General features: G+C 71.7%; 20 protein-coding genes and 1 pseudogene. 8 read left to right on the top strand and 13 right to left on the bottom strand.

What is annotated here, in order from left to right:
- Window positions 1-59 precede the first annotated feature (59 nt).
- From OG210_RS29320 to OG210_RS29310, 3 genes are read right to left on the bottom strand one after another with little or no spacing between them, the layout of a single operon-like run.
- On the bottom strand, window positions 60-503 hold the full coding sequence (locus OG210_RS29320; RefSeq protein ID WP_328324128.1) for a hypothetical protein: 444 nt from the start codon (window positions 501-503) through the stop codon (window positions 60-62).
- Between the two features lie 45 nt (window positions 504-548).
- Window positions 549-1,292: an ABC transporter permease gene (locus tag OG210_RS29315; RefSeq protein ID WP_328324130.1), complete on the bottom strand. Its 744-nt coding sequence runs from the start codon at window positions 1,290-1,292 to the stop codon at window positions 549-551.
- 3 nt (window positions 1,293-1,295) lie between these two features.
- Window positions 1,296-2,228 carry an ATP-binding cassette domain-containing protein gene (locus tag OG210_RS29310; protein ID WP_371539539.1) on the bottom strand — a complete coding sequence of 311 codons (933 nt, stop codon included), beginning with the start codon at window positions 2,226-2,228 and terminating at the stop codon, window positions 1,296-1,298.
- 108 nt (window positions 2,229-2,336) lie between these two features.
- Here OG210_RS29310 and OG210_RS29305 point away from each other — a divergent pair, with 108 nt between their 5' ends.
- The 3 genes from OG210_RS29305 (at window position 2,337) to OG210_RS29295 (ending at window position 5,364) form a co-directional block, all read left to right on the top strand.
- Window positions 2,337-3,461, top strand: coding sequence for a histidine kinase (locus OG210_RS29305; protein ID WP_328335320.1), 1,125 nt, complete (start codon window positions 2,337-2,339; stop codon window positions 3,459-3,461).
- 4 nt (window positions 3,462-3,465) lie between these two features.
- Window positions 3,466-4,116, top strand: coding sequence for a response regulator (locus OG210_RS29300; RefSeq protein ID WP_371539537.1), 651 nt, complete (start codon window positions 3,466-3,468; stop codon window positions 4,114-4,116).
- A gap of 87 nt (window positions 4,117-4,203) precedes the next feature.
- Window positions 4,204-5,364, top strand: coding sequence for an ROK family protein (locus OG210_RS29295; RefSeq protein WP_328324136.1), 1,161 nt, complete (start codon window positions 4,204-4,206; stop codon window positions 5,362-5,364).
- 250 nt (window positions 5,365-5,614) lie between these two features.
- Here OG210_RS29295 and OG210_RS29290 read toward each other — a convergent pair whose 3' ends face one another.
- Together OG210_RS29290 and OG210_RS29285 are read right to left on the bottom strand one after the other, a co-directional pair.
- A complete protein-coding gene (locus OG210_RS29290; protein WP_328324138.1) occupies window positions 5,615-6,382 on the bottom strand; it encodes a GntR family transcriptional regulator in 768 nt (255 codons plus the stop codon).
- 382 nt (window positions 6,383-6,764) lie between these two features.
- A complete protein-coding gene (locus OG210_RS29285; RefSeq protein WP_328324140.1) occupies window positions 6,765-7,649 on the bottom strand; it encodes an RNA polymerase sigma-70 factor in 885 nt (294 codons plus the stop codon).
- 208 nt (window positions 7,650-7,857) lie between these two features.
- Here OG210_RS29285 and OG210_RS29280 point away from each other — a divergent pair, with 208 nt between their 5' ends.
- Complete coding sequence (locus OG210_RS29280; protein ID WP_371539533.1) at window positions 7,858-8,688, top strand: alpha/beta fold hydrolase; 831 nt, start codon at window positions 7,858-7,860, stop codon at window positions 8,686-8,688.
- 84 nt (window positions 8,689-8,772) lie between these two features.
- On the opposite strand, the pseudogene OG210_RS29275 reads toward OG210_RS29280, so the two are convergent.
- Window positions 8,773-9,561: pseudogene (locus OG210_RS29275) on the bottom strand (EamA family transporter); the annotation flags it as partial.
- Between the two features lie 47 nt (window positions 9,562-9,608).
- Between OG210_RS29275 and OG210_RS29270 the strand changes: the two are divergent.
- Window positions 9,609-11,072 (top strand): PLP-dependent aminotransferase family protein, encoded by a 1,464-nt coding sequence (locus tag OG210_RS29270; RefSeq protein WP_328324144.1) that lies wholly within the window; start codon window positions 9,609-9,611, stop codon window positions 11,070-11,072.
- Between the two features lie 186 nt (window positions 11,073-11,258).
- Window positions 11,259-12,743, top strand: coding sequence for a GNAT family N-acetyltransferase (locus OG210_RS29265; protein WP_371539530.1), 1,485 nt, complete (start codon window positions 11,259-11,261; stop codon window positions 12,741-12,743).
- Here OG210_RS29265 and OG210_RS29260 read toward each other — a convergent pair.
- The gene (locus OG210_RS29260; protein WP_371539526.1) at window positions 12,634-13,872 is read right to left on the bottom strand and encodes a PLP-dependent aspartate aminotransferase family protein; all 1,239 of its coding nucleotides are present in this window, start codon (window positions 13,870-13,872) and stop codon (window positions 12,634-12,636) included. The genes OG210_RS29265 and OG210_RS29260 overlap by 110 nt on opposite strands.
- A 59-nt stretch (window positions 13,873-13,931) precedes the next feature.
- Between OG210_RS29260 and OG210_RS29255 the strand changes: the two genes are divergently transcribed.
- Together OG210_RS29255 and OG210_RS29250 are read left to right on the top strand one after the other, a co-directional pair.
- Complete coding sequence (locus tag OG210_RS29255) at window positions 13,932-14,405, top strand: Lrp/AsnC family transcriptional regulator (RefSeq protein ID WP_328324150.1); 474 nt, start codon at window positions 13,932-13,934, stop codon at window positions 14,403-14,405.
- A 97-nt stretch (window positions 14,406-14,502) separates the two neighbouring features.
- A complete protein-coding gene (locus tag OG210_RS29250; protein WP_328324152.1) occupies window positions 14,503-16,194 on the top strand; it encodes a DUF885 domain-containing protein in 1,692 nt (563 codons plus the stop codon).
- 127 nt (window positions 16,195-16,321) lie between these two features.
- On the opposite strand, the gene OG210_RS29245 is transcribed toward OG210_RS29250, so the two are convergent.
- The 6 genes from OG210_RS29245 to catC form a co-directional block, all read right to left on the bottom strand.
- Window positions 16,322-19,327 carry an AAA family ATPase gene (locus tag OG210_RS29245; protein ID WP_371539523.1) on the bottom strand — a complete coding sequence of 1,002 codons (3,006 nt, stop codon included), beginning with the start codon at window positions 19,325-19,327 and terminating at the stop codon, window positions 16,322-16,324.
- On the bottom strand, window positions 19,324-20,490 hold the full coding sequence (locus OG210_RS29240; RefSeq protein ID WP_371539520.1) for an exonuclease SbcCD subunit D: 1,167 nt from the start codon (window positions 20,488-20,490) through the stop codon (window positions 19,324-19,326). Before OG210_RS29240 ends, OG210_RS29245 begins: the two co-directional genes overlap by 4 nt.
- Window positions 20,491-20,720: 230 nt before the next feature.
- Window positions 20,721-21,611, bottom strand: coding sequence for an alpha/beta fold hydrolase (locus OG210_RS29235; RefSeq protein ID WP_371539517.1), 891 nt, complete (start codon window positions 21,609-21,611; stop codon window positions 20,721-20,723).
- Window positions 21,608-22,252 carry a CoA transferase subunit B gene (locus OG210_RS29230; RefSeq protein WP_371539514.1) on the bottom strand — a complete coding sequence of 215 codons (645 nt, stop codon included), beginning with the start codon at window positions 22,250-22,252 and terminating at the stop codon, window positions 21,608-21,610. The genes OG210_RS29235 and OG210_RS29230 overlap by 4 nt, the downstream gene beginning before the upstream one ends.
- A complete protein-coding gene (locus OG210_RS29225) occupies window positions 22,252-23,010 on the bottom strand; it encodes a CoA transferase subunit A (RefSeq protein ID WP_371539511.1) in 759 nt (252 codons plus the stop codon). Before OG210_RS29225 ends, OG210_RS29230 begins: the two co-directional genes overlap by 1 nt.
- Window positions 23,007-23,303, bottom strand: coding sequence for a muconolactone Delta-isomerase (gene catC, locus OG210_RS29220; protein ID WP_328324163.1), 297 nt, complete (start codon window positions 23,301-23,303; stop codon window positions 23,007-23,009). The genes OG210_RS29225 and catC overlap by 4 nt, the downstream gene beginning before the upstream one ends.

Raw genomic sequence — 23,303 nt, 5'->3', positions numbered from 1 at the left:
GGCACCGTGGCACCGGGCGCCCGGCACCCGGCAGGACCCCACGGGCTGGGCGCCGCGAGCTACGGCGGATCCACGTCGGTCACCGCTGCGATCAACTGGACCTCCTGCTCCTGGCTCCCCTGAACGGCACCGATGGCGATCCAGCGGCCCTCCGCCCTCCAGAGGTGGAGGGCCGACATGGTGGTGCACAACTCGTCCCAGGGCTCCGGTATATCCTCCCCTGCCATACGGCGGGTCAGCATGCTCCAGAGGCTGAACATCCGCGCCTCGCCCCACCGCGCGTCGAGCACGGCCACAAGGGCCTCGTACTCGGCCCCGAACTGGTCCTCCGCCTGTACCTCCGGAGCGGCGGCGTCGTCGCCTCCCAGGAGCGGGTCGCGGGTGATCAGAGCTGCGAGGTGGTACCCGGGGCCGCCCGGTCCGGTGTCCGACCATCCGCGCCGCGCGGGGAACGCAAGGGTCCGCAGCCGGTCGATGGTGGCGACGTACTGAGCGGTGGTCATCACCTCAGTAAACCCTCCGCCACTGACAGTTGGCCGCCGGGGCCGTCAGACGTCACGCCGGCGCAACGCCGCCCAGCCGGCGCTCACCGCGGCAGCCGCCCAGCCCGCGGTGACAGCGAGTCCGCTCCACGGCCCCAACGATCCGGTCGGGTGCTGGAGCAGGACCTGCTGCCCGGCCCGGTCCGGCAGGAAATCGCCGAGACCCGCGCCGTGATTCACGTCACCGATCACGAACGACACCAGGAGCAGGAAGGGTATGAGGATCCCCATGACGGCGGGGCCGCTCCGAAGTACCACTGCCAGGCCTGCGGCGAACAGCGTGATCAGTGTCAGATACAGGGCACAGCCCACTGCGGCGCGCAGCCCACCGGGCTCACCGACTCCACCCCCGGGAGCACCGATGAGAGTCTGCCCTCCGAGGAAGCAGGCAAGGCCCGTCATCAGGCCGACCGCACAGGCAAGTACGCCGATGACGGAGAGTTTCGCCGCGTAGAAGAGGCCTCTGCGCGGCACAGCGGTGAGTGAGGTACGGATGGCGCCGCTTCCGTACTCACTGGTGACAGCTGTAGCCCCGAAGCAGATGGCGGCGATCTGACCGAAGTTGAGGCCGAAGAACAAGGCGAGGACCGGATCGAAACCGGGCTTGCCGGCGTCCTCGTGGCCGATGGTCGCGCTGCCGAGGAGCGAGAAGACGACTGTCGCGAAGAAGACTGCCAGTAGCGCACTTCCGAGGGCGCGCACCGAGCGGATCTTGATCCATTCCGCGTGGAGCACGGCGGAGAACGTCATGACTCATACCCCCGGAGTAAGAGACGCGGAGCGGGCCGAGAATTGCGTCTCGCCGACGGTGAGGTCGAGATATGCCTCTTCCAACGTGGCCTGCTCGGTAGCGAGTTCAAGAATCGTGATGCCCTCCTCGGCTGCGGCACGACCGATGCCCTCGGCACTCGCGCCCTCGACGACCCAGCTGCCGTCATCGCGTTCGACCGGGATGAGGCCCTTCCGGAGCAGCAGGGATCGCAGTCGCTCGCCACTGGTGCTCCGCAGCCGAACCCGTGGCCGGATCCGCGAGTCGATAAATTTCCGCATCGGGGTGTCCGCGAGAAGCCGGCCCTTGCCCAGGACCACGAGATGGTCCGCGAAGGAAGCTGTCTCGTTCATGAGATGGCTGGACACGAACACAGTCCTTCCCTCCGCTGCGAATCTGCGCATCAGCTCCCGTATCCAGATGATCCCCTCGGGGTCCAGGCCGTTCGACGGTTCGTCCAGCATCAGCACGGACGGATCCCCCAACAGGGCAGCGGCCACCCCCAGTCGCTGCCGCATGCCCAGCGAGAACGTCCTGATCCGATGGACAGCGACGCTCGCGATACCCGCCTCCTCCAGCACTTCGTCCACCCGCCGTCGCCCCATGCGGTGGGCGGCAGCCAGAGCCAGCAGGTGATCGCGTGCGGTGCGCGCGCCGTGCACGGCGTTCGCGTCGAGGAGCGCGCCGGCCAGCCGCAGCGGCTCCGCGGCGTCCGCATACCGCCGGCCACCGATGGTGGCAGCGCCTGATGAAGGGCGGTCAAGACCGAGGACCAGTCGCATGGTCGTGGACTTGCCCGCGCCGTTGGGCCCGAGGAAGCCGGTGACCCGACCGGGCAGGACGGTGAACGAGAGCCCGTCCACTGCCCGGTTCGAGCCGTAATCCTTGGTGAGTTCGCAGACTTCGATACTGGTCATGGCTCCACCTTCCCGGTGGCCCGCCGTCCATGACTTCCCCCGGCCGGGGGGACCGGCTCCCCCGTGCGGGGGAGCCGCCGGAGCGTGACCGGCTGGCACGATTACGGCATGTTCCGCCTCATTCGGCCCCTGCTGCGTCCGGTCACCTACACACGATGGCTGCATGCCTGCGTCCCACTCGCGTTCGTCGCCGTGTGGCTGTTCATCGATATGAAGCAGTTCTACCTGCCGGTGTTCCTGGTCATTCCGCTCGGGCTGATCCCTGCCGTCCGGCTGGAGGAGGCGCTGCAGGCCCAGTTGCTGCTCACGCCTGGCGAGCGGGGGCGGCCCGAAGCATCCATCTCGGTCACTCCGTCTCTGACCTGGGCGGACCGCTGGCGTACCGTGTTGTGGCTCGAAGCGCGGCTGGCCTCCACCGTCCTGGGGGCGCTCGCTCCCGTGCAGTTGATCTATCTTGCGCGCCGGCTGTTCGACGCCGCGCCCTGGTGGGGCGCCCTTCTCGCACCACTGCCGATCGTGGCGATACCGGTCTGTGTGGTCGCTTCCGGCGCACTGATCACAACCGTCGCCCGCCTGCTGCTCGGCCCTTCTCAGGGACAGCGCCTCACCGCGCTGGAGGAGCGTACGGAGCAACTCCTCGAACGAAACCGCATCGCAAGGGAGTTGCACGACTCCATTGGTCACGCCCTCACCGTGGCCGTGGTGCAGGCAGGCGCGGCGCGGGCCGCGAACGACCCGGCCTTCACCGACCGGGCACTGGCCGCCATCGAGGAGACGGGGCGGGAGGCATTGGAAGATCTGGAGCGGGTGCTGCTCATCCTGCGCGAGTCGGCGACCCCGCTGGGGCAGCGCCCGTCGCTCAGCGAGGCGGACCGGCTTCTGGAGTCGGCGCGCAGCTCGGGCGCGAAAGTGGATGCCGAGGTGAGTGGTCCGGTCGAGCTGGTGCCCGGTCCGATCTCACGCGAGGGGTACCGCATGCTGCAGGAGGCGTTGACCAACGTGCTGCGTCACTCCGGTCCCGTGCCGGTGCGGGTACGGATCTCTGTCGTTGCCGGGCAGCTGAATCTGGAGGTGACCAATCCGCTGAACGGTTCGGTTGGACGGCCCCATGGAGGGAGCGGGTTGCGTGGCATACGGGAGCGCGCGGCGCTGCTCGGCGGTACGGCGGAGACGGGTCCGCAGGGGGGCGATTGGAGGGTATATGCGCGATTGCCGCTCGACGGCTTAGGCTGACCGGGTGCCGATCTCTGTGCTGCTTGTCGACGACGAACCTCTCGTACGTGCCGGCTTGCGCGCCGTACTTGAGGCCCAGGGCGACATTCAGGTGGTGGGCGAGGCCGCTGACGGTGCGGCCGTGGTGCCGCTGGTGCGCCAGTTGCGCCCCGACGTGGTGGCGATGGATGTGCGGATGCCCCTGCTGGACGGCATCGCGGCCACCCAAGCAGTGCTGCGGACCGTTCAGCCGCCGCCGAAGATCCTGGTCGTGACGACTTTCGAGAACGACGAGTACGTCTATCAGGCGCTGCGCGCGGGTGCGGACGGGTTCCTGCTGAAGCGGGCCCGGCCGGCCGAGATCGTCCACGCGGTGCGGTTGGTCGCCGAGGGAGAGTCGCTGCTCTTCCCAGCAGCGGTTCGAGCGCTCGCCGCCGAGTACGGGAACAAGGCTGCGCGACAAGCGCTGGACCGGGCGGCTCTCACCGAACGGGAAGCCGCAGTGCTCCGGCTGATGGCACGCGGCCTGTCGAACGCCGAGATCGCGGCGCAGCTGATCATCGGCGCCGAGACGGTGAAGTCCCACGTCAGCGCGGTGCTGGCGAAGCTGGGGGCTCGCGACCGTACTCAAGCGGTGATTGCCGCATACGAGTCGGGGTTCGTCGCGCCCGCCTGACCCACCGGTCCGGCAGCCGCTCGCCGCCCGACCTGTCACCCGGTACCATCCGGCACACACGCACGAGCTGAGCTGGGAGGACAGACGTTGGGGCAGCTGACCGGCGGGGATCCCTCGTTGCTGCGACGGATCAACTCCTCCGTGGTGCTGCACGCACTGCGCGGCGAGGTGTTCCCGACCCTGACGGATCTCACCCGTATCACCGGCCTTTCGCGCCCGACGGTCGAAGGCGTGATCGAAGGCCTGATGGCGGCCGGACTGGTCGTCGAGGACGCTCCGGAGGCGGAGGGCGAGACCCGGCGGCAGGGGCGTCCGGCGCGACGGTTCCGTTTCCGTGCGGAGGCCGGGCATCTGCTCGGTATCGAGATCGGACCGCACCGGGTCGCCGCCCTGCTCTCCGGCCTCGACGGGGAGATCATCGGCTCCGGCTCCCGCGAGGTGCCGGAGACGGCGTCCGCTGACGAGCGCCTCGAGCGGGTACGGAGCACGGTGGCCGATGTGCTGCGCCGGGCCGGAGTCGCGCGCAGCACGCTGCGCGCGGTCGGCGTGGGCAGCCCGGGAATCGTGGAGGCCGACGGCACGGTCCGGCTGGGCACCGCGCTTCCGGAGTGGACCGGGCTCGCGCTGGGCGAGCGGCTGCGGCGGTCGTTCCGCTGCCCGGTCCTTGTCGAGAACGACGCCAACGCGGCGGCCGTGGCCGAGCACTGGAAGGGTGCCGCGACCGATTCCGACGACATCGTCTTCGTACTCGCCGGGCTGAGTCCTGGGGCGGGTTCGCTGATCGGCGGGCGGCTGCACCGCGGTTTCGGCGGCGCGGCGGGCGAGATCGGGGCGCTGCATCTGCTGGGCCGCGGAGTCAGGCCCGAGAAGCTGCTCTCCACGACCGACGAGCCGCTCCACCCGCTCGACGAGCACGCGGTCGCCGAGGTGTTCACCCATGCCAAGGAGGGCGACACCCGGGCCCGGGCCGCCGTGGAGCGGTTCATTCAGCGGCTGGTCCACGATGTGGCGGCGCTGGTGCTGGCGCTCGACCCCGAGCTCGTGGTGATCGGCGGCTGGGCGGCCGGGCTCGACGGGGTACTGGAGCCGCTGCGGGGCGAGTTGGCGCGTTACTGCCTGCGCCCGCCCCGGGTCGCGCTGTCCGTGCTCGGTGAGGCCGCGGTGGCGACCGGTGCGCTGCGGCTGGCGCTCGACCACGTGGAGGAGGAACTCTTCGCCGTGGAAGGCACGGTGACGGCCCGCCGCTGATCGTGGCGACGGGTCCCGTCACACACCATCGTGGCGACCGAACCCGTCACACCATCGTGGCGACCGAACCCGTCATACCGTCGCGGCGACCGAACCCGTCGCACCATCGCGGCGACCGAACCCGTCGCACCATCGCGGCGGCAGGACCCGTAACACCACCAACGCGGCGCCAGGACCCGTCACTCTTGCACCGGAAGCATGGGCAGCGACTGGGGGGCGGCCGCCTCGGCCCGGACGAGGGACGTCCGGGTCAGGACGCCTTCTTGCCGCCGGGCAGCTGGTCGCTGATCTCCAGGTCGCCCGAGTCACCGAAGGTGAGCCGGCAGGTGTCCGCCCGGTAGGTGGCCACCGACACCGCGACCGTCCTGCCGCCCGCGATGTACCGGGTGGTGACGACGAGCACGGGAGCACCGGGCAACCGGTCGAGTTCCTTGGCGTCGTCGGCGCGGGCCGAACCCAGTTCGACCGCGCGGTCCTGGCCGTCGAGGTCGAGATGCTGGAGCTCACGCAGGACGGCGCGGGCACGCGCCGGGCCCGACGGGGCTTCTATGGCGGACAGTTCGGGCACGGAGGCGACCGGTACGTACACCAGCTCGGTGGCGACGGACTGGCCCTGCGTCATCCGGATCCTGCGTACGGTGTGCACCGCGTCGTCGCTGTCCGCGTCGAGCAGCCGGGCCACGGCGGCCGGCGGAGCGGCGCTGCCGCATTCGACGGGCTGCCAGGCGTCGTCCGGCGCACCGGGCCAGGTCTGCTGCGAAGTCGACACATCGACACCAACGCGCGGCGGGGCGACTGTGGTGCCCACCCCCCGGCGGCGCTGCAGACGCCCTTCCAGCTCCAGCTGTTCCAGCGCCTGACGCAGCGTGGCGCGCGCGACACCGAAACGAGCGGCCAGTTCACGCTCGTTGGGAAGGATCTCCCCGACCGCGAACTCCGAGTCCAGCGCCTCAGTGAGCACGGTCTTGAGGTGCCAGTACTTCGGCTCCGGCACCGATTCCAGCTGCGTGGTCCCCACCCTGATCCTCCGCAATCGCCGTATGCCCGGCGGCTTTTCTGTGCCCTTATTTATTAAAGGTTCCTGCACTAACTCTGCGAGAGTAGGACGGCACCCCTTCTTGGTCAAGACCAATCCTCACCCGATAGCGGAGAGGAGTCGAGTCATGACGCAGAGCGTTCACGGGAAGTTATCGGTCGGCGGCCACTTACGCCAACCGGCGCCGGGCAGCCGGAAGTGAGGAGCCGGAACCGCACGTCCGCGCAGAGCAATGAGCCCGCGCACAGCAAAGAGCCGCCGCGGCGCGGACGGCGCACGGCGTCCAGGGCCGAGGGCACACCCAACGAGCAAGGGCACACCCCGGACAAGCGGGCGCGCCCCGGATCAGCGGTGTCGGAGAGCTCTACTCCGTGGAGAGCAGCAGGAGCTTGTCAGGATTGCGCACGACGTAGATCTCGGCGATCAGGCCGTCCTTGATCTCCGCCTGCACCACGGTGTCCACAGTGCCGCCCGAGAGGACGACGATCGCCGGGGCCCCGTTGAGCTCCCTGATGCGGAACTCGGCGTCCTCGACGCCCTTCTCGGCGACACCGAACAGGAAACGGCCCACCTTGTCCGCGCTCTCGATGACGCGCAGCGGCGCCTTGGACTTGCCGCCGCTGTCCCCCACCAGGCGCACTCCGGGCGTGAGCAGGGCCAGCAGCTCGTCCAGGTTCCCGCCCGAGGCCGCCGCCAGGAACCGTTCGGTCAGATCTCGGCGTTCGGCCGGATCGACGTCGTACCGCGGCTTGCGCTCCTCCACATGGCGCCGGGCGCGACCGGCGAGCTGGCGCACGGCCGCCTCGCCGCGATCGAGTACGACGGCGATCTCCGCGTACGGGAATCCGAAGGCCTCCCGCAGCACGAACACCGCGCGCTCCAGCGGAGAGAGCGATTCCAGCACCACCAGCACGGCGAACGAGACGGACTCGGCGAGCACCGCCTGCTCCGCGGTGTCGGGAACGGCCGCGCCGAAGTCCGTGGCCAGCGGCTCGGGCAGCCACGGCCCCACGTACGCCTCGCGCCGCGACTGCACATGCCGAAGCCGGTCTAGCGCCAGCCGGGTCGTGACGCGGACGAGGAAGGCACGCGGCTCGCGCACATCCCCGCGGTCGGCCGCCGACCAGCGGAGCCAAGCCTCCTGTACGACGTCCTCGGCGTCGGCGACCCGGCCGAGCATCCGGTACGCCACACCCGTCAGTACGGAGCGGTGTTCTTCGAAAAGGTCGGTTGCCGTGTCGATCGCCACTCCCCCATCCCAGCCGACCGGCCCTCCGGTGTCCAGAAGGAATCGCCGGAAGGGACCGGATCCACTCCGCACCACCCTTCCCCTCTCGCGCCACCCCGTTTTCGCGCCACCCCCTTGAAGTACAAGCTACTGAAGGGTAATTCTTACTGACGCAACGTCTAAGTGCCGGTTCCTGCCCTCAGGGACCCCCACCCCAGGGAGCAGCCGCATGACCGCCCAGGTCTCCTTCACGATCGACACTCCGACGGGGCAGCAGCCGGTCTCGGTGGCGTACGAGCGCACCGGAGCCGGCGCTCCGCTCCTGCTCCTGCACGGTATTGGCCACCACCGGCAGGCGTGGGATCCCGTGGTGCACATCCTGGCCGCCGAGCGCGAGGTGATCGCCGTCGACCTGCCCGGGTTCGGCGCCTCGCCCGCGCTGCCCGCAGGCGTGCCGTACGACCTCGCGTCGGTCGTGCCCGTACTCGGCGCGATGTGCGAGGCGCTCGGCGCCGAACGGCCCCATGTGGCGGGGAACTCGCTGGGCGGTCTGCTCGCGCTGGAGCTGGGCAGCAGGAGGCTCGTACGGTCGGTCACCGCCCTCTCACCGGCCGGATTCTGGACGCCGGGCGAGCGGCGCTACGCGTTCTCGACCCTGACGGCGATGCGGCAGGGTGCCCGGCTGCTGCCGCCCCCGGTGGTCGAGCGGCTGTCGCGCTCGACGGCCGGACGGGCGGCCCTCACCGGCACCATCTACGCCCGGCCGGGCCGCCGTTCACCGGAGGCCGTCGTCGCGGAGACCCAAGCGCTGCGTGGCGCGACCGGCTTCGACGAAACCCTCGCCGCCGGCCGGGACGTGCTCTTCACATCCGAGGTCAGCGCCGTACCCGTCACCGTGGCCTGGGGCACGAAGGACCGCATCCTGCTGCGCCGCCAGGGCATCCGGGCCAAGCACACCATCCCCGGCGCCCGGCTGGTGCGGCTGCCCGGCTGCGGCCATGTCCCGATGAACGACGACCCCGCCCTGGTGGCCCGCGTCATCCTCGACACCAGCCGCTGAGCGGCGTCCGGCCGCCCCGGATCCGAGGGTCACGCCCACCGCGACCAGAGCGCTGCCCCCCGCCTGCGCGGCGCCGTAGCCCCCGGCGCCGACCAGGGGCGCGGTCAGCGCGGCGGCCACGGGGATCAGGCCCGAGAACAGGGTGGCCCGCTCGGCGCCGATCCGCTGCATCCCGCTGTACCAGCAGACGAACCCGATGACGGTGACCACGACCGCCTGCCAGCCGAGCGCCATCGCCTCCGCGGTGTCCGGCGCCCGTACGAAACGGGTTCCGTCCACGGCGATGCCGATCCCGGCGGATTCGACGGCCGCGACCGCGCACACCGTGGCGGACAGCAGCTTCGGACCGAGGTGCCACAGCACCGGAGGGGCGAGGACAGCGAAGCCCACCTCCCCCGCGAGCGCACCCGCCGAGCAGCCGATCCCCATGGCGTCGGTGCGGCCCCAGCCCTGGACCGCGAAGGCGCCCGCGGCCACCAGCAGAGCGCCCAGCAGAACCGGCCGGGCCGGGCGGCGCCCCCCGGCCAGCGGCACGAGCACCGCGACGACGACCGGCGCGCAGCCGACGAAGACACCGGGGACTGCGGGTTCAGCGGTCCGTTCCGCTGCCAGCACCGCCAGGTTGAAACCGACCATCCCGACGGCGGCGAGCAGAGCGAGACGCCCCCACTGCCCCGCGCCGAGTGCCCGCAGCCGCGTCACGCCGCCCCGCCCCAGCAGCGGCAGGAGCAACAGGGCTGCCAGCGCGTACCGCAGGGCCTGACCGCCCGCGTACGGGTAGTCGCCGAGCACGCTGTTGGCCGTGAACGAACCACCGACCAGGACACAGGCGAGCGCCGCGAGAAGCGCACCCCGTACGGGAGTTGACGTCATACGGACGACGCTAGAGCGGCCGGTGGCCCGTATTAGGGTCCACTCGTATGACGCTATCGGGGACCAATCCGCCGGACGCCGCCGACGCCGCCCCGCCGGGTACGGCCGCGTATCCCCCCGCCGGTTCACCGGCCTGGGAACTGCTGCTGCCGGTCACGGCCGCGCCGCCCCGGCGCCGTGGCCGTCAGCTGCAGGAGGCCCTGCGCACCGCGGTCCGGGCCGGGCGGCTTCCGGCCGGGACCCGGCTGCCGTCCAGCCGTGCGCTCGCAGCCGACCTCGGTGTCTCGCGCGGTCTGGTCACCGAGGCGTACGAGCAGCTGACCGCTGAGGGGTATCTGCGCGCCGGCCGGGGTGCGGGTACCTGGGTGGGCGGCGCCGTGCGCCCCTCGGCGAGCGGCGTGCGGGACCTGGCGCCGCGCGCGCCCGGCGTACTGGTGGACTTCCGCCCGGGGACACCTGATCTCTCGCTCTTCCCGCGCGCCGCCTGGGGCGCCGCCCACCGGTCCGTACTGACGAGGCTGCCGCACCACGCGCTCGGCTACCCGGATCCGCGCGGCCTCCCCGAGTTGCGCGGGGCACTGGCCGAGCTGCTCACCCGGCGTCGTGGAGTGGTGGCGGATCCGGAGCGCCTGGTGGTCTGTTCCGGTGTCGCGCAGGCGACCACTCTGCTCGGCCTCGTGCTCCACGCGCGCGGTGTGCGCGCCGTCGGCGTGGAGGATCCCGGCAGTCCCGAGCACACGGCCCTCTTCGCCGCCGCCGGTCTGCGTACCGTGGCGCTGCCGCTCGACGCGGAAGGGCCTGCTCCGGGCCCACTCGCCGCGAGCGGAGTGCGCGCCGTGGTCACCACTCCCGCCCACCAGTTCCCCACCGGCATCGCCTGCACCCCGGCCCGCCGCTCCGAACTCCTCGACTGGGCACGCTCGGTGGACGGGCTGGTCATCGAGGACGACTACGACGGGGACTTCCGTTACGACCGCGCGCCGGTCGGGGCGCTCCAGGGGCTCGACGCCGACCGGGTGGCGTACACCGGCTCGGTGAGCAAGTCCCTCGCGCCCGGCCTGCGGCTGGGCTGGCTGGTCGCTCCGGAGTGGGTGACCGACGAGATCGTCGCGCGCAAGCGCACCATGGATCTCGGCAATCCCGCCATCGACCAGGCGCTGCTGGCCGAGTTCATCAGGGGTGGCGGTTACGACCGTCAGTTGCGGCGCTGCCAGCGCGCCTACCGGGAGCGGCGGGACGCCCTGGTCAGGGCTCTCGCCGAGCACTTCCCGGGGTCCGCGGTCAGCGGGATCGCCGCCGGACTGCATGTCATCGCGCGACTGCCGGAGGCTCACGGCCCGGAGGACCGGTTCCTGGAGCGGGCGGCCCGGGCGGGGGCCGCCGTGCGTCCGCTCTCCTACTACGGAACCGCCAGGCCCCGGGACGACGTCGTACGTCTGGTGCTCGGATACGCGCATCTGGCGCCGTCGGAGATCGAGCACGGTATCCGGCTGCTGGCAGGAACCAATTGAGGCCCGTGTCGGTTCACTTGGGGTGAGGGGGTACGTGCAATGGCAACTGCATCACCATGGGGCACCGGACCGGACGCTTCGCGTCTTTTCCGGCGGGAAAAAGTTATCAATCAACCAAAATCACACTTAACCCATCAGTCACAGGGTGTTCGTGATCAGGCAACACCGCTCGGTCACAGTGAGGGCATGACCGATGTGAATCCCGCGAAGAGCGCCCGTCGCCCGCACCACTGGCGCCGGGACCTCATCGAACTGGCTGCCCTGTTCACCGCCGTCGCTGTCGCCGACGCCGTAGCCAATCTCGTCGCGCACGGGCCCGACGGGCCCTTCCTCCTGGTCGCCGCCGCGGTGGCGCTCACCGGCACGGCCGCGTTCCACCTCTGGTGGGCCCAGCGCCACAGCCACGCGCCACCGTCCGGACGGCCGCCCGGACAGTCCGGCGCGAGCGACGCGTCCGGCACGCCCGCCGCGCCCCGCGACGAGCACGTGCACAGCGACACCAGCGACAGCGACGCGAACGGAATGGCGCGGTCCGAGACCGTGCTGTGGCGGATGCGTACGACCGTACGGGACGAGCCCGGCAGCCTGGCCGCGCTGTGCACGGCGCTGGCCCGCCACCAGGTCGACATCCTGACGCTCCAGACCCACCCGCTCGCCGAAGGCACGGTCGACGAGTTCCTGCTGCGCGCCCCCGCCGCCTTCCAGTCCAGGCAGCTCGGCCACGAGGTCGCGGCGGCAGGCGGGCACGACACCTGGATCGAGCGCGCGGACGCCCACGACCTGGTCGACGCACCGACCCGCGTCCTGGGCCTCGCCACCCGCACCGCTCTGGACGCGGCCGAACTCCCGCTGGCACTGCGCCAGTTGCTCGGCCGCTGCACCATCCACTCGCTGCCCGCGGTGCCGGCCGGCGGCTCACCCGACGAGGAGCCGACGCCCGCGGACGGCGTCCTTGAGGAGCGGGTGATGCGGCTGCGCGACCCGTCCGGCGGCACGATCACCGTCGAGCGGCCCCATCTGCCGTTCACCCCGACGGAGTTCGCCCGCGCCAGGGCCCTCATCGAACTCGACGCCCGCCTCGGCCCGCGGATGCCCCGCAGCAGGGATGTCTTCACCCTCCCCGAGGGCAACGAGATCAGCGTGCGCAGGGCCGGGCCCGACGACGCGCAGGCGGCCAGGGCGATGCACGACCGGTGCACCGACCGGACCCTCGGCCTGCGCTACCACGGCCCGGTCGGCGACGCGGACCGCTACCTCGGCCATCTGCTGAGCCCCCGCTTCGGCCGCACCCTCGCCGTGCAGACCGCTTCGGGGCGCATCGTCGGCCTCGGCCACCTCCTGTGGGACGGCGACGAGACCGAGGTCGCGCTGCTCGTCGAGGACGCCTGGCAGCGCCGCGGCATCGGCTCCGAGCTGCTCGGCCGGCTGGTGGCGCTGGCCGAGGAGACCGGGTGCGAGAGCGTGTACGCGGTAACGCAGGCGTCCAACACCGGGATGGTGGCGGCGATGCGCGGCCTCGGGCTGCCCCTCGACTACCAGATCGAGGAAGGCACTCTGGTGATCACCGCACGGCTGGCGACGGCACCCGCGCACTCCCGTCCGGCGCAGGACCTGCCGTACGGCCTTCCGCATGAACTGCCGTACGGTCCGGGCGAGCAGAACGGCCTCTGAGTGCCCCGTCCAGGTCCGCCCAGAGGTCGTCCACGTCCTCCAGGCCCACCGACATCCGCAGCAGCTGCTCGCTCACGCCTGCGGACCGCCGGTCTCCCTCGGCCACAATGCGGTGGCTGATGGAGGCGGGGTGCTGGATGAGGGTGTCGACGCTGCCGAGGCTGACGGCCGGGGTGATCAGCCGTACGCCGGCGATCACCCGGTGCGGATCGCCGTGCACCTCGAAGGCCACCATGGCGCCGCCCAGCTTCGGATAGTGGACCGCCGCGACCCTCGAGTCGGCGGCCAGCCTGCGGGAGAGCTCAGCGGCCGTCCCGGCGGCGGCCCGCATCCTCACCGGCAGGGTCGAGAGACCGCGCAGCAGCAGATACCCCGACAGCGGGTGCAGGACACCGCCCGTCGCGAACCGCAGCTGCCGCAGCACCCGTGCGAACTCCTCGTCGCAGGCCACCACCCCGGCCAGTACGTCGCCGTGCCCGCCCAGATACTTCGTCGCGCTGTGCAGGACGATCCGCGCCCCGTGTTCCAGCGGCCGCTGGAGGACCGGGGTCGCGAAGGTGCTGTCGACGAGCAGCGGCACCGAGCCGCAGGAGTGCGCCAGCGCCCGGATGTCGATCTCGGCGAGGGTCGGGTTGGCGGGCGTCTCGACCATCACCAGGCCGGTCTCCGGACGGATCGCGTCGGCAACGCCCGCCGGGTCGGTCCAGGTCACCTCCGTACCGAGCAGCCCCGCGCTGAGCAGATGGTCGCTGCACCCGTACAGCGGGCGGACCGCGACGACATGGCGCAGCCCCTGGCTCGCACGGGCGAGCAGCACCGCGCTGAGCGCGGCCATGCCGCTGGCGAAGCCCACCGCGCTCGCGGCCCCCTCCAGCCGGGCGAGCGCCGTCTCGAAGCGCGCGGTAGTGGGGTTGTCGAGCCTGGCGTAGACCGGCGGCCCCTGCGGGCGGGCCCCGGTGGCGGCGAACTCGTCGATCCTGGCCGCCTCCTGCCTGCTGTCGTACGAGGGGTACGTGGTCGACAGATCGATCGGGACGGCGTGCAGGCCGAGACCGGCGAGGTCTTCGCGTCCGGCGTGCACCGCTTCGGTGGCCAGGGCCCTGGATGTGGTCGAGGCATCGGATTCCATGCGGGAACCCTGAACACCTACCGGGCAGTTCAGGCCACATCCCGTGTTACGTTCGGCTGATGGCCGAATCCGTCGTACTCGACCCGGTCGATCTGCATCTGCTCCGCCTCCTGCAGAACGATGCCCGGACCACCTACCGGGAGCTGGCTGCCGAGGTCGGGGTGGCCGCGTCGACCTGCCTCGACCGGGTGGCCCGGCTGCGCCGCTCCGGAGTGGTGCTGGGCCATCAGCTGCGGCTCGACCCGGCGAAACTGGGGCGGGGCCTGGAAGCGCTGCTCTCGGTGCAGGTGCGGCCGCACCGCCGGGAGCTGGTCGGCCCGTTCGTGGAGCGGATCAGGAGGCTGCCCGAGTCGAGGGCCGTCTTCCATCTGGCGGGGCCGGACGACTACCTGGTGCATGTGGCGGTGGCGGACACCGCGGATTTGCAGCGCCTGGTTCTGGATGAGTTCACGGCCCACCGCGAGGTCGCCCGGGTGGAGACGCGGCTGATCTTCCAGCAGTGGGACTGCGGACCGCTGCTGCCTCCGGGGTGAGCGGCTCCGGGGAGCACGGGCCCGGAGAGCAAGAGCCCGGAGAGTGACGATCCGGAACGTGATGGCGCGGAACTCCCCGCCGTACGAAGATGTCCGCATGTCACAGACTCTCACCAGCCCGCTGCCCCGTCAGGTCGCCGACGCCTACGTCGACTCCCTGATCGCTCTCGACCCGATCACCGGCACCTATCTCGGAGTGCGCGAGAGCTCCGGCGGCCTCCCCGACTTCTCCCCCGCCGGGCAGGCCGCCCTCGCCGCGCTCGCGCGGACGACCCTGGCCGAACTCGACGCGGCGGAGCGCCGGCCGGGCGGGGACAGCGACGTCGAGCGGCGGTGCGGCAGGCTGCTGCGCGAGCGGCTCAACGCCGAACTGGCCGTCCATGAGGCCGATGAGGCGCTGCGCGCCGTCAGTAACATCCACTCCCCGGCCCATGCCGTGCGCGAGGTGTTCACCGTGACGCCCACGGAGACCGACGAGGACTGGGCGGCCGTGGCCGAGCGACTCGGCGGCGTGCCCGCCGCGCTCGACGGGTACCGCGAGTCCCTGGCCCTCGGGCTGGAACGGGGGCTGCTCGGCGGTCCGCGCCCCACCGAGACCTTCATCGACCAGCTCACGGAGTGGGCCGGCTCCGGCGGCGAAGGCACCGGCTGGTTCGAGGAGTTCGCCGCCGCGGGCCCGGATTCGCTGCGCAAGGAGCTGGACTCCGCGGCCCGTTCCGCGACCGCTGCGGTGGCCTCGCTGCGCGACTGGATGCGTGATGTCTACGCGCCGGCGGTCGAGGACGCGCCGGACACGGTCGGCCGCGAGCGGTACGCCCGCTGGTCACGCTACTTCAACGGCACCGACCTGGATCTGGACGAGGCGTACGCGTACGGCTGGTCCGAATACCACCGGCTGCTGGCCGAGATGAGGACCGAGGCCGGGAAGATCCTGCCGGGGGCCAGTCCCTGGGAGGCGCTGGCGCACCTGGATGAGCACGGCACCCACATCGAGGGCGTGGACGAGGTCCAGAAGTGGCTCCAGGGGCTGATGTCGGAGGCGATGGACGCGCTCGACGGCACCCACTTCGAACTCGCCGAGCGGGTACGGAAGGTCGAGTCCCGGATCGCACCGCCCGGCGGCGCCGCCGCTCCGTACTACACACCGCCGTCCGAGGACTTCTCGCGGCCCGGCTGCACCTGGCTGCCGACCATGGGCGAGACCCGCTTCCCGGTGTACGACCTGGTCTCCACCTGGTACCACGAGGGGGTGCCCGGGCACCATCTCCAGCTGGCGCAGTGGGTGCACGTCTCGGACCAGCTCTCCCGCTACCAGGCGAGTGTCGGCATGGTCAGCGCCAACGCGGAGGGCTGGGCGCTCTACGCCGAGCGCCTCATGGACGAGCTGGGCTTCCTGCCTGACGCGGAGCGCAGGCTCGGATATCTGGACGCGCAGATGATGCGCGCCTGCCGGGTGATCGTGGACATCGGCATGCACCTGGAACTGGAGATTCCGGCCGATTCGCCGTTCCACCCGGGCGAGCGCTGGACGCCGGAGCTGGCGCAGGAGTTCTTCGGGAACCACAGCGGGCGGCCCGCGGAGTTCGTGGAGAGCGAGCTCATCCGCTATCTGTCGATGCCGGGCCAGGCCATCGGGTACAAGCTGGGCGAGCGCGCCTGGCTGCTGGGCCGGGAGAACGCCCGCAAGGCGCACGGCGACTCGTTCGACGCCAAGGCATGGCACATGGCCGCGCTGTCGCAGGGGTCGCTGGGGCTTGACGACCTGGTGGACGAGATCTCGAAGCTGTAGGAACACGTCTGCCGGCGCGGGGCGTCCGGCACGGTACGGCGGCGGCCGGGCCCGCGGGATGCGCGGGCCCGGCGGTCGCCGCTCTCTCATCGTCGCCTGCTTCTGAACAGCTGCTTCGTACGGAGGGTCAGCGCCCGGTCGAGTGGTGCCTGACCGCCGAGCCGCTCTGCTCCTTGACGACCTCCAGCTGGGCCGGGATGCGGCGGCGCAGATCGCCGACATGGCTGACGATGCCGACGCTGCGGTCCCGTTCGCGCAGGGAGTCCAGGACATCGAGCACGTCGTCCAGCGTCTGGTCGTCCAGGCTTCCGAAGCCCTCGTCGATGAAGAGCGTGTCCAGCCGTATGCCGCCCGCTTCGTCGGTGACGACGTCGGCCAGGCCCAGCGCGAGGGCCAGTGACGCGAAGAACGTCTCGCCCCCGGACAGCGTCGCGGTGTCGCGCTCCCGCCCCGTCCAGGAGTCCAGGACGTGCAGCCCGAGCCCGGAGCGGCCCCGGCCGCCCGCTCTCGCATCGGAGTGGACCAGGGTGTAGCGCCCGGCCGACATGGTCTGCAGCCGGACGGTGGCCGCTGCGGCGACCTGCTCCAGGCGGGCGGCCAGGACGTACGACTCCAGGCGCATCTTGCGTTCGTTGTCGGCCGATGTCCCGGCGGTGAGCGTGGCGAGGCGGGCCACTCTGTCGTACTCGGCGCGCAGCGGACCGAGGCCGGTGAGCTCGTCGGTGGCCTGCTCGGAGAGGCGCCGGAGCGCGGTGCGGCGCTTGGCCGCGGCGTCCAGTACGGACGACGCCTCCAGGAAGGCGCGCTCCGCGGTGCCGAACTCCGCCAGGGCGGCGCCGGGATCGGCCGCCGGGCGACCGGCGGCTTCGGCCGCGTCCTGCTCGGCGAGGCGCTCGGCGAGCGCGGCCTCCTCGGCCTGCCAGGCGTCGAGGCGCTGCTGCAGGCGGCGCTGTTCACTGTCGCCGGTCAGTTCGGCGGCGGCCGCCTGCGGGGTGTCGAACCCGGCCCGGAAGGCGGCGTCGGCGAGCCGGTCGTCGGCCTCCTTGAGGCGCTGGGCGGTGGTGTCGACCGCGCGTACGGCTTCGGCCGCCCGGTCCAGGAACCGCAGCCGGTGCTCAAGCAGCGTGGCGTGTTCGGCGACGCTGCCCGCGCCGCCGCGTGCCCGTACCAGCTCCTCCTCGATCGCGGACTGCTCCCGCTCCAGGGCCTCGCGCTGCGAGGTACGGGCGGCGGAGCGGCGTTCGGCCTGCTGCTGGGCGGCGGTCCGCTCAGTGTGTTCGCGCTCGGCCCGGCCGCGCTCCTCCCGGGCGGCGTGCATCCCGGCGGCCGTACGGTGGGCCTCGGCATGGTCACGCTGCAACTGGTCGACCAGGTCGGCGAGTTCACCGGTGGTGGCGCTGCCCGCCCCCGCGCGCGCTTCCGCGACCGTCTCACGGACGGCGCCGAGAGCGCGCTCCGCTTCGGCACGTTCCTCGTCGGCGCGCGTGTACGTCTCGTACGCCGCCTCCTCCGCGGCGCGGTCCACATGGCCCGCCCCGGGGCGGGCGGGCGCCGGGTGCTCGGCCGCGCCGCACACCGCGCAGGGCTCGCCGTCCCGCAGCCCGGCCGCCAGCTCGGCCGCGACTCCACGCAGACGGCGCTCGCGCAGGTCGAGCCAGGTCTCGTGCGCGGCGTTCGCCCGCTCGCGCGCCGCGCTCAGCCGTCCCTCCGCTGCCGCCGCTTCGGTGGTGAGCCGGTCGCGGGCGCGCGCCGCCTCCAGCCGTCGGCGGGCCGGGTCGAGCTGTCCTGCCAGCTGCTCGGCACGGGTCGCGGCCTCCTGCGCGGCGTCGATACGGTCCTGACAGCGGCGCAGGACGGCGTCCCAGTCGGCCAGCCAGCCGGCCGCCTCGCGGATCAGCTCGTCGTCGGCGTGCGCCTGGCGGTCCAGGCCCGCGCGCTCGGCGGTGATCTCCGCGCTTCTCCGCTCGGCCCGGCGCGCCGCGTCCAGCGCACCGAGGTCCTGGCGGAGCCTGCGCTCCAGGGCGTGGAGCTGGTCGGCGCCCGCTTCGGCCAGCTCGGCGGGAAGCTCGCGCCGGGCGCGCTCCCGGGTGCCGACCGCCTCGCGGTGCTCCTGGGCCGCTTCGTCGCGCCGCGTCAGCGCGTCGGCGACCCGTTCGGCCCGGCGCGCTCCGTCCAGCCGGGCGCGTACCTCCTCGCGCTCGCCACGGCGGCTCGCCAGCTCGTCGGCGCGGCGGCGCGTCTGCTCGAACCGCTCCTGGAGCCTGGCCAGTTCGCGCTGGTCCTCCACGGCGGTCCGGGCCGCGGCCTGCCGGCTCTCCGCTGCGGACAGGGTCGCCTGCGCGATGTCGAGCCGTTCACGGGCTCCGCAGCGCGCCACCGCGGCCCACTGCAGGACGGCCTCGGCCAGGCCCGGTTCACCCGGCCGGTCGCCGGGCAGCGGCCAGTCGTCGGCCGCGTCGCCCGCGGCCTCGGCCATCCGGTGGGCGAGGGTCAGCAGCCGTTCGTCGCCGGCGAGCACCTGTGTCTCGGCGGCCCGGCGCAGCGCGGCGAGACGCTCCTCGACGGCGGCGAAGCGCCGGGTGTCGAAGAGCCTGCCGAGGAGCTTTCCGCGCGGCTCGGCATCCGCCCGCAGAAAACGGGCGAAGTCGCCCTGCGGCAGCAGCACCACCTGGCAGAACTGCTCCCTGCTCATCCCGATGAGCTGGGTGATCTCCTCGCCGATCTCCTGGTGGGACTTGCTCAGCGAGCGCCAGCTGCCGGTCAGCCGGTCGTACTCGCGCAGTCTGCTCTGCGCCTTCTCCGTGACGAAGCCGTCGCCCCGCTTCTTGGGGCGCGGCTGTGCGGGCAGCCGGGTGACCTCCAGACGTCGGTCGCCGACGCTCAGTTCCAGCGAGACCTCGGTAGGCTCGTCCACCGGGGCGTGGTCGCTGCGCAGGGTGGTCCCGGGGCCCTGCCGCGCGCCGGGTACCGCTCCGTAGAGCGCGTAGCACACGGCGTCGAGGACCGACGTCTTCCCCGCGCCGGTCGGTCCGTGGAGGAGGAAGAGCCCGGCTTCGGACAGGGAGTCGAAGTCGACTTCCTGGCGTGCGGCGAAGGGGCCGAAGGCGGCGATGCGCAGGGTGTGCAGCCTCATCGCGCCACCTCGTTCGCCCCGTCGTCCACCCGGACGTCGTCGATGGCTCCGGAGAGCACTCCGCGCTCCGCCGCGTCGGGTCCTGCACCGCCCCGTACATGCGCCACGAAGTCCTCCGCGATCTGCTGGTCGGTGCGTCCCTTGAGGCGCTGGGCGTAGGAGGCGAGCGGGTCCCCGGTGTTCCGGTCCGGTTCGAATACCAGGCTGAGCATGTGCGGGAAGCGCGCACTCAGCCGGGCCATCGGCTCGGCCGGCCGCACCGGGTCGGTGAGGGTGGCCTCCACCCAGGACTCCTCGTGCCGCTCCAGCGCCGGATCCTCCAGCAGTGCGTCGAGCCGGCCCCGGATCCTGGCGAGCCGCCGGGGGACGGGGCAGTCGATCCGCTCGGCGGCGATCTCCCCGGCGGGGCCGAGGTCGATCAGCCACATCGTCTTGCGGTGGGCGGCCTCGGAGAAGGAGTACGCGAGCGGGGAGCCCGAGTAGCGGACCCGCTCGGTGAGGGTCTGGCTGCCGTGCAGATGGCCGAGCGCGACATAGTCGACGCCGGAGAAGACCCCGGCCGGTACGGCGGCCACCCCGCCGACGGTGATGTCGCGCTCACTGTCGCTGGGTTCTCCCCCGGCGACGAAGGCATGGGCGAGGACCACGGAGCGGGTGCCGGGGGCCCGTACCGCGAGGTCCGCGTGCACCCGGTCCATCGCCGCGGTCAGCACGGCTTCGTGCCCGGCCCTGGCTGCCTTCAACTCGTCGCGTACCAGGGCCGGTTCCAGATAGGGCAGCCCGTAGAGCGCCACATCGCCGTACGCGTCGGAGAGGAGCACCGGAGTGGCGCAGCCCGCCGGATCGGTCCGCAGATGTATTCCGGCCAGCCGGATGAGACCCGCGCCCACTCCGAGCCTGCGGGCCGAGTCATGGTTGCCCGAGATCATCACCGTCGCGACGCCCGCTTCGGCGAGCCGGTGCAGCGCACGGTCGAAGAGCTCCACCGCGGCGAGCGGGGGCACCGCCCTGTCGTAGACGTCCCCCGCCACCAGGACCGCGTCCACCTCGTGCTCCCGTACGGTCGCCACCAGGTGGTCGAGGTACGCGGCCTGGGCTTCGAGCAGTCCGACTCGGTGGAAGGAGCGGCCGAGGTGCCAGTCCGATGTGTGCAGAATTCTCATGAAACCGCTCTGACCTGCACGTTTCCTCCTGACAACCCCAGTGAACCAGCACCGACCAGCACCGCCCCCTGGTCAGCAGCCACCACGCTAGCGCCTCTGTGGCGCCGATCCACCACGGGTTGCGGTGCACCGCCCGCCCCAACAGGGAACTGTCGCAAATATCCGCAGTGGCATCGGCCTGCAATGGAGCAGGTGTGTCGCAGAAGGCCCGCGCACCCCGACCCTCGGAGTCACTCTCCGCAATCGGGCGGTGGTCCGGCCGCCGCCGTACGCAGATGGCGGAGCAGTGCCCCGACCGCCTCCGGTGCCTCCAGGGCCAGATGCGCGCAGTCCGCGATCCGTAGGCCGGCTCGCGGGATGCTGTCGGCGAGTTCACGGGCGTGTACGACCGGTGTGGCCACATCTCGTGTGCCACCGAGCACCCAGGTGGGTGCCGTCACGGTGTGCAGGTCCGTCCGCAGGTCGAACGTCGCGAGCATGTCGCAGCAGGCGGCGTATCCGTCGGGCTCCACCCTTGTCAGGGAGTCCAGGAGCGACCGCCCGAGGGGCGAATCAGCTGTGGCGGGTTCGGCGAACCAGCGGGAGGGGCTGCTCTCCGCCAACGGCGCCATGCCGCTCCGGCGCACCAGGGCGGCTCTCTCCCGCCATGCGGTCCGGCCTCCGAAATGGGCGGAGGTGCAGATCAAGCCGAGCGCGGTAATGCGGTTGGGGTACGCGAGCGCGAGCTGGGTCCCGACCGCTCCGCCCAAGGAGATTCCCGCATACGCGAAGGTGTCCCCGCCCACTTGGTCGACGAGTTCGAGCACCGAATCGGCGAGCCTCGCCACGGTCGTGGTGCCGGGAACCGGGTGCCCGAGTGCGGCGGTCGGTGAACCACCGTGCCCCGGCAGGTCGTAGCGGAGCACGCGGAATTGCTCGTTCAGGAAGTCGCTGTGTGCGTCCCATATGAGCCGGGAGGTGCCGAGGGACGGCCCGAGGACCAGCAGGGGCCCGTCGGCCGGGCCAGCGATGTCGTAGGCGAGCGATGTCGTGGTCGAGCATGGGGCAGTCGTTGGGCAAGTGATCTCCTGGTAGTGACCCGCGCGGGTGCGCACGGCGTCGACGGCGTGGACGTCCTTCACTTGGCCGCCTCGGGCACGCGCACGTGCGCGGCGGTCCTGGCGACGACCTCGTCGGCGGTCACGTCCGGCGCCGTCCCGACCAGCTCCATGCCGTGTTCCGTCACGTCGAGCACGGCGAGGTCGGTGATGATCCGGTCCACGCAGCTCTTGCCGGTCAACGGCAATGAGCACTCCTCGACCAGTTTCGGCGAACCGTCCTTCGCGGTGTGCGTCATGGTGACCAGCACCCTGCGTGCGCCGTGCACCAGGTCCATGGCGCCGCCGATGCCGGTGATCATCTTGCCGGGCACGGCCCAGTTCGCCAGGTCGCCGCGGGCGGAGACCTGCATGGCGCCGAGCACGGCGACGTCTATGTGGCCACCTCGGATCATGCCGAACGACAGCGCCGAGTCGAAGAACGAGGCTCCTGGCACGACCGTGACGGTTTCCTTGCCGGCGTTGATCAGGTCCGGGTCGACAGCGTCCTCCGCCGGGTAGGGGCCGGTGCCCAGGATGCCGTTCTCCGACTCCAGGATCACCTCCACATGGGCCGGCAGGTAGTTGGGGATGAGCGTGGGCAGGCCGATACCCAGGTTCACGTACTGGCCGTCGCGCAGTTCACGGGCGGCGCGGGCAGCCATCTGTTCACGGGTCCACGCCATCAGGGATTCACCGTCCGCTTCTCGATTCCCTTGTCCGCGGCCTGCTCCCGGGTGAGGGCGACCACCCTCTGTACGAAGACACCCGGAAGATGCACCGCGTCCGGCTCGATCTCGCCGGGCTCCACCAGTTCCTCCACCTCGGCGATGGTGATCCGGCCGGCCTGTGCGGCAAGGGGGTTGAAGTTCCGGGACGACTTGTTGAAGACAAGGTTGCCGTGCCGGTCGCCCTTCGCGGCTCGCACCAGCGCGAAGTCCGTACGGATGGCGCGCTCCAGGACGTACTCGACGTCGTCGAACGCGCGGACCTCCTTCGGCGGTGAGGCCACGGCCACGCCCCCGGTGCCGTCGTAGCGCCAGGGCAGCCCGCCCTCGGCGACCTGAGTGCCCACACCGGCAGGGGTGTAGAAGGCCGGGATGCCCGCGCCGCCCGCGCGCAGCCGCTCGGCGAGGGTGCCCTGCGGGATCATCTCGACCTCGATCTCACCGGCCAGGTACTGCCGGGCGAACTCCTTGTTCGCGCCGATGTAGGAGCCGGTGACCCGGGTGATGCGGCCCGCCGCGAGCAGCACCGCGAGTCCCGAATCCAGGGCGCCACAGTTGTTGGACACGATGGAGAGGTCGCCCGTGCCCTGTTCGTGCACTGCTCTGATCAGTACGTTCGGCACACCGCTCAGGCCGAATCCGCCGACGGCGAGCGAGGCCCCGTCGGTCACGTCGGCCACCGCTTCGGCGGCGGTGGCCACCACTTTGTCTCTCACCCGCGCACCTCTTCGGCAGCCAGGTCGGAAGGGTGCTGAGCGAGTGGCGTGACGTCGGTCTTCATGTAGGGGAAGAGGGGCAGATCCCACAGCAGGCGGTGCAGGGCCTCGTTGTCGGCGACATCGAAGACGCTGATGTTGGCGTACTGGCCGACGCATCGCCAGATATGGACCCACTCCCCCGACTTCTGCAGGTCGTGACAGTACGCCTTCTCGCGGGCCACCAGGCTCGCTCGCTCATCCGGATCCAGGTCCCGGGGAATGTTCACGTCCATGCGCACGGCGAACAACAC

This window comes from Streptomyces sp. NBC_00466 (assembly GCF_041433995.1).
Lineage (GTDB): Bacteria > Actinomycetota > Actinomycetes > Streptomycetales > Streptomycetaceae > Streptomyces.
Note: the sequence above shows the minus strand (reverse complement) of the source record. Positions and strands in the feature narration are given on the sequence as shown.